Source organism: Actinoplanes sp. NPDC048791, assembly GCF_040650095.1.
Taxonomy (GTDB): Bacteria; Actinomycetota; Actinomycetes; order Mycobacteriales; family Micromonosporaceae; genus Actinoplanes.
Map to the genome: position 1 here is coordinate 1 of NZ_JBEZGQ010000339.1, position 7,843 is coordinate 7,843.

The following is a 7,843-nucleotide window of genomic DNA, read 5'->3' on the forward strand; positions in this document are numbered from 1 at the left end:
AGCAGGTCGCGCGGTTCTTCGCCGGCCGGGCCGGCGCGATGCCCGGCATGATCGTCCTGGAACGTACGGTCAACGGCCGTCCCGGCCTGGTGGTCCGGCTGGCCGGCGGCACCGTGTCGGTGATGGCGTTCGACGTCGCGGACGCCCGGATCAGGAACATCTGGGCCGTCCTCAACCCCGACAAACTCCGGCTGTGGACGGCGGACTGATCCACAGGTGGCCCACCCGGGAGCCCTCGGCGGCCGTATTGTCGCCGGATGACGCAGACACAGACGCACACCCTCGCCGTGCCGGGCGCCGACCTGGTCTACGACGTCCGCGGTCCGCTGCCACCGGCCGGCGGCCGGCCCGCGCTGCTCATGATCGGCCAGCCGATGACGGCGGAGGGCTTCAACGCCCTGTCCGGCCACTTCACCGACCGTACGGTCGTCACCTACGACCCGCGCGGCCTGGGCCGCAGCACCCGCAAGGACGGCCGTTCGGACCACACCCCGCAGCGGCAGGCAGCGGACCTGCATCTGCTGATCGAGGCCCTGGGCGCCGGCCCGGCCGACGTGTTCGCCAGCAGCGGTGGCGCGGTCACCGGGCTGGAGCTGGTCGCGGCGTACCCCGGCGACGTCGCCACCCTGGTCGCGCACGAGCCGCCGATCAACGCGGTGCTCCCCGACGCCGCGGCCGCCGAACGGGCCCGGGCCGGCTTCCACGAGGCCTACCAGGCCAAGGGCAACGGCGCGGGCATGGCCGCGTTCATCGCGATGACGTCGTGGCAGGGCGAGTTCACCGACGCCTACTTCGCCCAGCCCGCACCCGACCCGGCGATGTTCGGCATGTCCACCGACGACGACGGCACCCGCGAAGACCCGCTGCTGTCGAAGAGCTCGTGGGCGATCAGCGACTACCGCCCGGACGCGGCGGCGTTGACCGCCGCCCCGACCCGGATCGTGGTCGCGGTGGGCGAAGAATCCGCCGGGATCTACACCGGCCGTACGGCGCTGGGCGTCGCGGCGCTGCTGGGCCAGGAGGCCACGGTCTTCCCCAGCCACCACGGTGGCTTCATGGGCGGCGAGTTCGGCTACGCGGGCAAACCGGAGGAGTTCGCGGCGAAGCTGCGCGAGGTGTTGGACGCCGGCTGACTGTCGCCGAATCAGCCGAGTGCAGCGACCAGCCGTTCACCGTCCGGCCAGGGACCGTAGCCGCTCGCCGTGTCGAGGTGGCCGGCGTCACCGGCATCGACCAGCTCCGCACCCCAGTCCGCGGCGTAACGCTCGAACTGCGCGAACGTCGAGTACGGATCGGTGCGGCTGGCCACCAGCGTGCTGCGGAACGGCAACTTCGCGCGCGGCACGAGGCCGTCGATGGGCGGTGGCGTGACCAGCAGCGCGGCCCGCACCGGACCGGCATGGCGGCCGGCCCAGGTGACCGTGGCGATGCAGCCGGCGCTGTGGGCGATCAACACTGCCGGCTCGTCGTCCGCCATGACGGCCGCGTGCAGCGCGGCCACGCGGTCCTCCAGGACGAACGGCGGCCCTGGCGGGTGCGGTGCCCACTGGTAGTCGGGGTGCGCGTCAGCCCAGCGCACCATCCAGTGCTCCGGGTGCGGTCTGCCACGTCCCGGGACGAGCAGGTGCCGAGCCATCAGCCGATGGTAGAGGCGCCGCAGATGGCGTGGTCGACGAAGGCCTCGACGACGTCGTCCAGGTCCCGGTTGAGGCCCGGCGTGAGCGCGACCGTCACCTGACGGCGACCGTCCGGCGTGGAGAAGGACCAGGCCTGGTACGCCAGGGCGTCGCCGTCATTACCGTACACCCGGACGCCGCAGGCGGTCGTCCGCCAGGCCAAACCGAGCCCGTACTTCCGCGCGCCCTCGACACCCTGCGTCTTCATCACGTCGAGCAGGTGATCGGGCAGCAGCCGTCCCCGAAGCAGGGCGGCGAAGAACCGGTTGAGATCCCGCGTCGTGGAGATGATCTCGCCGCCGGCGTTCAGCACCGACGGGTTGGACTCGGTGTAGTCGACCAGCCGCGTCACGCCGTCCCGCTCGATCGGCACATAGCCCTGCGGATGCGGACCGCGGATCCACGGCGAAGTGCCCGGCACGGAGGTGCCACGCAACCGCAGCGGCCGGATCACCCGGCGCTCGATCTCCCGGCCGTACGGCCGCCCGGTCACCTCCTCGACGATCTGGCCGAGCAGCAGGTAACCGGTGTTCGAGTACGCGAAAGCAGAACCCGGCGGCTCGAAAGTCACCGGATGGGCCAGCGCCTGCTGCACCATCTCGGCGGCGGTCCGGGTCCGCCACCGGTCATCAAGGAACTCAGGCCGCGGCGGCAACCGCAACGTACGCAGATAATCGAACAAGCCGCTGGTGTGGTTGAGCAGGTGGCGCACGGTGATGTGGTCACCGTCGGGAACGATCCCGGGCAGCCACGCCTCCACCGGATCGTCCAGCCGCAGCCGGCCCTCATCGACGAGTTGCAGGACAACGGTGGCGAGGAACGTCTTGGTGATGCTGCCGGCCCGGAACCGGCCGTTGACCGGGACCGGGCGGGTGGTGCCCACTTCGGCTACGCCGCTGGTGCTGCGCCAGGTGCGGTGCTGATCGCGTACCTCCGCGAAAGCGCCCACGGCGCCGGCGGCCACGACATCATCGAGCCGCAGCTGCAGATCGGCCCGATCCGGACCGGTCGGCCCGGCAGCGACAGCGGCCGGCGCGGCCATCACCGCCAGCGCCGTTGTGACGGTGACCAGCGACTGGAGCATGCGCGTCATCCCGACCTCCCCGTGAGAATCCCCGAGCGGAGCCTGTCGCAGCGACGGCAACGATCACATCGGGGAACGCCCTTGGTGGAGCCCCCGGATCAGGCGCAGCGTTCAGAGCGGAGCCGCGTGGATGCCCGTGCCGTAGACGTATCGCAGGCCGGCCTCCGCGATGACGCGGGCGGCGTGCGGCAGGACCGGCCGGGACCCGATCTTGTCGACGGCCATCCGGCGGATGACCCGGTTGAGCCTGCCGGAAGCCCTGGCGACGGCGGCCCACTGCCAGGCGCCGGGATCCCCGAATTCCGGTACGGCCGCGGCCCACGCCGAAGCGCGTTTCTCCGTGTTGTGGTTGGTGTGACTCCACCGCAGTTCCTGGGTGCCGGAAAGGCCGCCCTAGGTGAGCTGAATGAGACCCCAGCCTGCGCAGGTGTAGCGGAACGTCGCGGCCCCGGCGACGCCCGGCAGAAAGGTGATCCGCCGGCGTACTGGCTCGGGCCCGGAACCGTCGGCGAACAACGCCAGGTGCCACGCACCAGTGGGAACATCGGCGAGGGTCCGAAACTCCCGCAGCTCGCGGTCGGGCTCGGAGTCGAACTCGAAGACCCGGAGCCCCGAATCGACCACGGCTGCAAGAACGACAGGCCAATCGTCGTCCGCGGCGTAGAAGTCCAGATTCGGCACCGTCCCACTATGCCGGTTGGTTACCACGCTGCTCCGAGGCGGCACCCTTCTCTGCCGCCGCGGCCTTCTTCACGATCGCCAAGGTGGATTCGACGTCGAGAAGTCGTTCCAGCGTGGCCAAGGCAGCCGTGTCGGCGCGCTGGAGCTGAGTGTCGAGCTCGGCGTAGTCGTCAACAGACTCTCGCAGGTTCAATTCATCCCTTCCTGGGCCGTCACCGGGCCGGGGACGGCGACCTTGTCCGAACTGAGTTCTCGCCGCAGCCGGTTGCGGGCGTGTCTGAGATGAGATCGGACCGTCGCTTCCGGCTTACCGACTTGAGCGGCGATCTCGCTGACGTCGAATCCGTCGTAGTACCAGGCCATGGCCCTGCGCTGCTCGTAAGGCAGGCGCCGGATCAGGGCGAGAACCCGGCGTTGCTCCTCGTCGAATTCGACGAGATCCGGATCGGTCCGGACACCGTCGGCGAGCCAACCGCCGCGCACCGCCTTGGCCGGTGCGGCCCTGGCCCGTTCCGCTTCCGCGATGTAGGCCCGTTCCGCCACGACTCGCACCCACGCTTCCGGGTGGTCGATCTCCTGCCATTTGAGGCAGGCCTTCGCCATGGCCTCCTGGATGCTGTCCTCGGCTTCTTCCCTGCTCGCACCAATCTTGATCAGGAACAGGACAAGGCGTGCGGTTGATCTGCGGACGAACTCGTCAAACCCGTCTGGGCTCAAGACCATAGGTTCGAAACCCCTTTCGCTGCCCTGTAGAGGGAAAGCGGTCCGGCCGCGTGCAAAACCTGACGCGTGACCCGTCAGCCGGCGACGGGCTTGCACGATCGGGCCCGGCAGTCCTTCTCCCTGGCATGAACAGCGACGCACCGCAGAGGCGCTCGACGTCCGACCGTCCGATTGCGCGGACCGACCGGGGATCCGCTCGACAACGAACCGTCGTCATCGTGACAAACACCTGTCTCGCGGGCGTCGGCACGCTCTACCTCACCACCCGATCCGTCGCCGTCGTGATAGCGGGCTGCTGCCTTGCCGTCCTCATCGTGACGCTGACCCTGGCGACCAGGACGGGCCGTTGAGGCCCGGGCGCGAAACCCAGACGGCCGCTAGTGCCGGCGCGGCAGCTGGATAGGTAGTCGCACTCAGGTCGGTTGTTGTTGTCGGCCAGAGGATGGGTGTCGCCGCTGCACCACACCCTGGTCAAGGAGATACCGCCATGCTGAGCGCCCGCTCGATCGCCCTGTCACTGACCGTTGCCACGTTTGCCGTTCTCGGCGCGGGATGCCAGAGCCGAGCCGAGATGGCGCCGCCCGCCGCAGCCGCCGACAACACGGCCGAGATCTGTGATGCTTTCCGGCACTTCGAAGTCGATCACCTTGACGAGCCGTCGGCGGGTGACAGCTCCTTCGACACCATCGCTGCCGCCGATATGCGGAAGCTGGCTGACCGGGCCACCGATCCGGCCGTTTCCGGGCACTTGGCGGCCGTCACGACTCAGATCTCCGTGCTCGCCGAGCAGGGATCCGGCCGGACCTATGACGAGGTCGAGCTGGCCCACCCGCAGGTCTTCGCCGCGGGCGGTCAGGCCTGGGTCGCCCTGGAAAGCCGCTGCGGCAAGGCCATCATTCCGGCCCCTTGATCCGGCGAATGATGAGGGCTCTGTCCCACTGTCCAGGTCGGATGCCACGATCGTCGGGGCCGGGTCCCCGAAGGGCTGAATTCCTCGCTCGGACCTGGGTGGACCGCGCCGGCGCTGCGATGATTGAGCGCCGCGTGCTCGACGACGGCGACCAATCGTGATGGTGAGGAGCCTGGATTGAGTCCCGACTCGACGCGCGACTTCGACGCTTTCTGTGGCGGTTTCCGGACGTCTCCGCTGCAGGGCAACCAGTCCGGGAGCTTCGCGATTCCGGCGCTGGAACCCGGCCACTTCTTCGTGCCGCCGATCCTGCTGGAGAAGGATGCGCACGACGATCCGGAGATCACCCTCGTGTCGGCGCGCGGGGCTGCCGGTAAGAGCATGGCCGCGAAGGAACTGGCCAACCGGCTCCAGGCACCGCTCTGGCGCCTGGATCTGGCCAAGGCCGTCGGGGCGGCATCGTTGCAACTGGCGCTCAGTCAGTATCTGCAGAGCCATGACGTGGTGGCGCGGCTCGACCAGGAGGAGCTGCCGCTCATCGTCATCGATTCGCTCGACGAAGCCCGGGCTCAGGTCTCGGGGATCTCCTGGCGCGATTTCATCGAGTCACTCGGTGAGCTTGCCAGCAACGGGCTGCATTACGTCCTGTTCGGCCGGGAGCGCACTCTTGAAGACCTCTGGGCGACGCTCGGTGACCTGGGACTGTCCGTGGCCTGGTGGGAGATCTCGCATTTCGAGCCCGAACAGAGCACCGAATACGTCGACGGGGTCGTCGCCGAACGCGATCCCGACACGGACCGTTCCTCCGCCGAATACGTCGGCGCCCGGGACGCGTTGATCTCGTCCCTGCGCAGCGCCGCCGAGGGTGCCTATGCCGAGACGTTCGCAGGCTATCCGCCGGTCCTCGACGCTGTGGCCGCCACACTGATCAAACGTCCCAACTTCCTTGCGCTCCGCCAGCGATTCGAGCACCAGGGGCAGCGGGCGGAGGGGCGGATCAATCTTCTGCAGGGCATCCTCGACGGCCTGCTGCTGCGGGATCAGACCAAGGTCAGAGACCTGGCCGTCGAGCTCGGACTCGATCCGAAGGACGTGTACGCCCCGCAGGAGCAGGTCGGTTGGCTCTGTCACTTCCTGGAGAAGGCGGAACCACCCGCTCTCGGATACATCACCGACCCGGCCGTGCGTCAGGAGTACTTCAAGCGGATCACCACGTTCGCCGGCGATCACCCGTTCCGCGCGGAGAGCAAGTGGGCGAGTCCGGTGTTCGAGGCGTACGTCGCGTCGACCGAGTTCGACGGCTCGGTGTTCTCGCCGTCGCGCCTCATCGAGATCGGCGACACGTCCGGGTTGCTGCTGGACTTCGTGGGCACCAAGTCGCAGCTGATCATCAGCGAACCGCAGTTCGCCGCGCTGCATGCATCGATCATCGCTTCCGAATGGACGGAATCGATGACCAGCACCAGCATCAACCAGATCGACGGGCTCACCTACGAGGGCGTGTTCGCGATGAAGCGGGGCCGGGAAGGCGTCCGCGTCACCAAGTTCGAGTTGTCGACCGGCACCACCGACGTCCTGCAGATCCTGGGCCCGCTGGCCGAGTTGTCGATCCGGAGCCGGGGCACGGTCGTCGTCCCGGGCAAACCTCAGGGGACCGTGCTCGGCCCGGACTTCTTCGTCCGCGCGAACGCCGTCCGGTTCGAAGGGCCGGCGCTGGAGTTCGCGCGCCGGCCCGACCTGGACGTCGCCGGAGACGAGGAGCCCTCCGTCGTGATCGAGGCTCTCGAGTCGTTGCAGCTGCCACAGACCTCGACCCAGCTGCCGCCGGGCAGCGAACTGGAACTGCGGGTGTCACCGACGATCAAGATCCGCTACCCCTGGTACGAGTACCGCCTGGAACTCGCGGACGAGGAGACACCGAATCAGAAGGTGATCCGCTTCCTCAACAAGCTGATGAACCTCACCCGGAGCCACGGGCACTCAGGGGAACGCGGTGTCTTCATCAAGAAGTTCCAGGGCCGGCAGCCGTTCGCCACCTCGGAGTTCAATGTCGCGCTCCACGCGCTCGTCGCCGCCAGAGTCGTGCGCATCGACGACGAGATCGTCTTCCTCCGGGCCGAGTGGGAGGCGCACCGGTACAGCGGCAAGGCCATCAAGGGCCAGCGTCAGCTCGACGACGTCATGGACGCCTGGGCACCGGTGATCAGATCGATCGAGGTGGCGCTCACCCCGCGTTGACGGCGGTGTCGAGGCGTACCAGCATTTTTCCGGTGTTGGCGCCGTTCAGCATGCCGAGGAACGCTGCCGGGGCCTGTTCCAGCCCGTGCACCACGGTCTCTTCCGTACGCAACGACCCGTCCCGCAGCCACCCGCCCGCCCGCTGGATCCATTCCGGGAAGCGGTGAAAGTACGAAGTCACGAGCACCCCGCGCAGCGTCAGCTCCTTCCAGTACGCCTCGTACAGATTCTCGGGTCCAGGAACCGGGCCGGTCGCGTTGTACGAGCTGACCGCCCCGACCAGGGCTATGCGCGCGCCGGAACGGGCGGCGCCGATCGCCGCGGCCAGGTGGTCACCGCCCACCGTGTCGACGTACACGTCGATGCCTTCCGGCGCCGCCCGGGTGAGCTGCTCGGCGATCGGTGCCGCCTGATAGTCGAGACCCACGTCGAAGCCGAAGGTTTCGGTCAGCTTCTTGGCCTTGTCCGGCCCGCCCGCCGACCCGATGACCGTGCCGGCGCCCAGCAGCCGGGCGAGCTGGCCCGCCACGC

At 68.7% G+C, this 7,843-nt stretch carries 10 protein-coding genes and 1 pseudogene; 5 read left to right on the forward strand and 6 right to left on the reverse strand.

All coding sequences use genetic code 11. The features are described 5' to 3' along the window. Together AB0C29_RS23415 and AB0C29_RS23420 are read left to right on the forward strand one after the other, a co-directional pair. A pseudogene (locus tag AB0C29_RS23415) lies at positions 1–209 on the forward strand (RNA polymerase subunit sigma-24); the annotation flags it as partial. 48 nt (positions 210–257) lie between these two features. Further along, on the forward strand, positions 258–1,133 hold the full coding sequence (locus AB0C29_RS23420) for an alpha/beta hydrolase (protein ID WP_360823670.1): 876 nt from the start codon (positions 258–260) through the stop codon (positions 1,131–1,133). Positions 1,134–1,144: 11 nt separating this feature from the next. Here AB0C29_RS23420 and AB0C29_RS23425 read toward each other — a convergent pair whose 3' ends face one another. From AB0C29_RS23425 to AB0C29_RS23445, 5 genes are all read right to left on the reverse strand, one after another. Next, complete coding sequence (locus tag AB0C29_RS23425; RefSeq protein WP_360823673.1) at positions 1,145–1,636, reverse strand: alpha/beta hydrolase; 492 nt, start codon at positions 1,634–1,636, stop codon at positions 1,145–1,147. Continuing rightward, on the reverse strand, positions 1,636–2,769 hold the full coding sequence (locus AB0C29_RS23430; RefSeq protein ID WP_360823676.1) for a serine hydrolase domain-containing protein: 1,134 nt from the start codon (positions 2,767–2,769) through the stop codon (positions 1,636–1,638). Before AB0C29_RS23430 ends, AB0C29_RS23425 begins: the two co-directional genes overlap by 1 nt. A gap of 384 nt (positions 2,770–3,153) precedes the next feature. Beyond that, positions 3,154–3,441 carry a hypothetical protein gene (locus AB0C29_RS23435; protein ID WP_360823679.1) on the reverse strand — a complete coding sequence of 96 codons (288 nt, stop codon included), beginning with the start codon at positions 3,439–3,441 and terminating at the stop codon, positions 3,154–3,156. A gap of 7 nt (positions 3,442–3,448) precedes the next feature. Further along, positions 3,449–3,634, reverse strand: coding sequence for a hypothetical protein (locus tag AB0C29_RS23440; RefSeq protein WP_360823682.1), 186 nt, complete (start codon positions 3,632–3,634; stop codon positions 3,449–3,451). Next, positions 3,631–4,158 carry a sigma-70 family RNA polymerase sigma factor gene (locus tag AB0C29_RS23445; protein WP_360823685.1) on the reverse strand — a complete coding sequence of 176 codons (528 nt, stop codon included), beginning with the start codon at positions 4,156–4,158 and terminating at the stop codon, positions 3,631–3,633. Before AB0C29_RS23445 ends, AB0C29_RS23440 begins: the two co-directional genes overlap by 4 nt. A gap of 224 nt (positions 4,159–4,382) precedes the next feature. Here AB0C29_RS23445 and AB0C29_RS23450 point away from each other — a divergent pair, with 224 nt between their 5' ends. From AB0C29_RS23450 to AB0C29_RS23460, 3 genes are all read left to right on the forward strand, one after another. After that, positions 4,383–4,514, forward strand: coding sequence for a hypothetical protein (locus AB0C29_RS23450; RefSeq protein ID WP_360823688.1), 132 nt, complete (start codon positions 4,383–4,385; stop codon positions 4,512–4,514). Between the two features lie 137 nt (positions 4,515–4,651). Beyond that, complete coding sequence (locus AB0C29_RS23455) at positions 4,652–5,074, forward strand: hypothetical protein (RefSeq protein WP_360823691.1); 423 nt, start codon at positions 4,652–4,654, stop codon at positions 5,072–5,074. Between the two features lie 177 nt (positions 5,075–5,251). Next, positions 5,252–7,312: a hypothetical protein gene (locus AB0C29_RS23460; protein WP_360823694.1), complete on the forward strand. Its 2,061-nt coding sequence runs from the start codon at positions 5,252–5,254 to the stop codon at positions 7,310–7,312. Here the strand turns inward: AB0C29_RS23460 and AB0C29_RS23465 are convergent. After that, positions 7,299–7,843: NADP-dependent oxidoreductase (locus tag AB0C29_RS23465; protein WP_360823697.1), on the reverse strand; the 545-nt coding region annotated here is incomplete at its 5' end. The two genes, AB0C29_RS23460 and AB0C29_RS23465, sit on opposite strands and share 14 nt — an antisense overlap.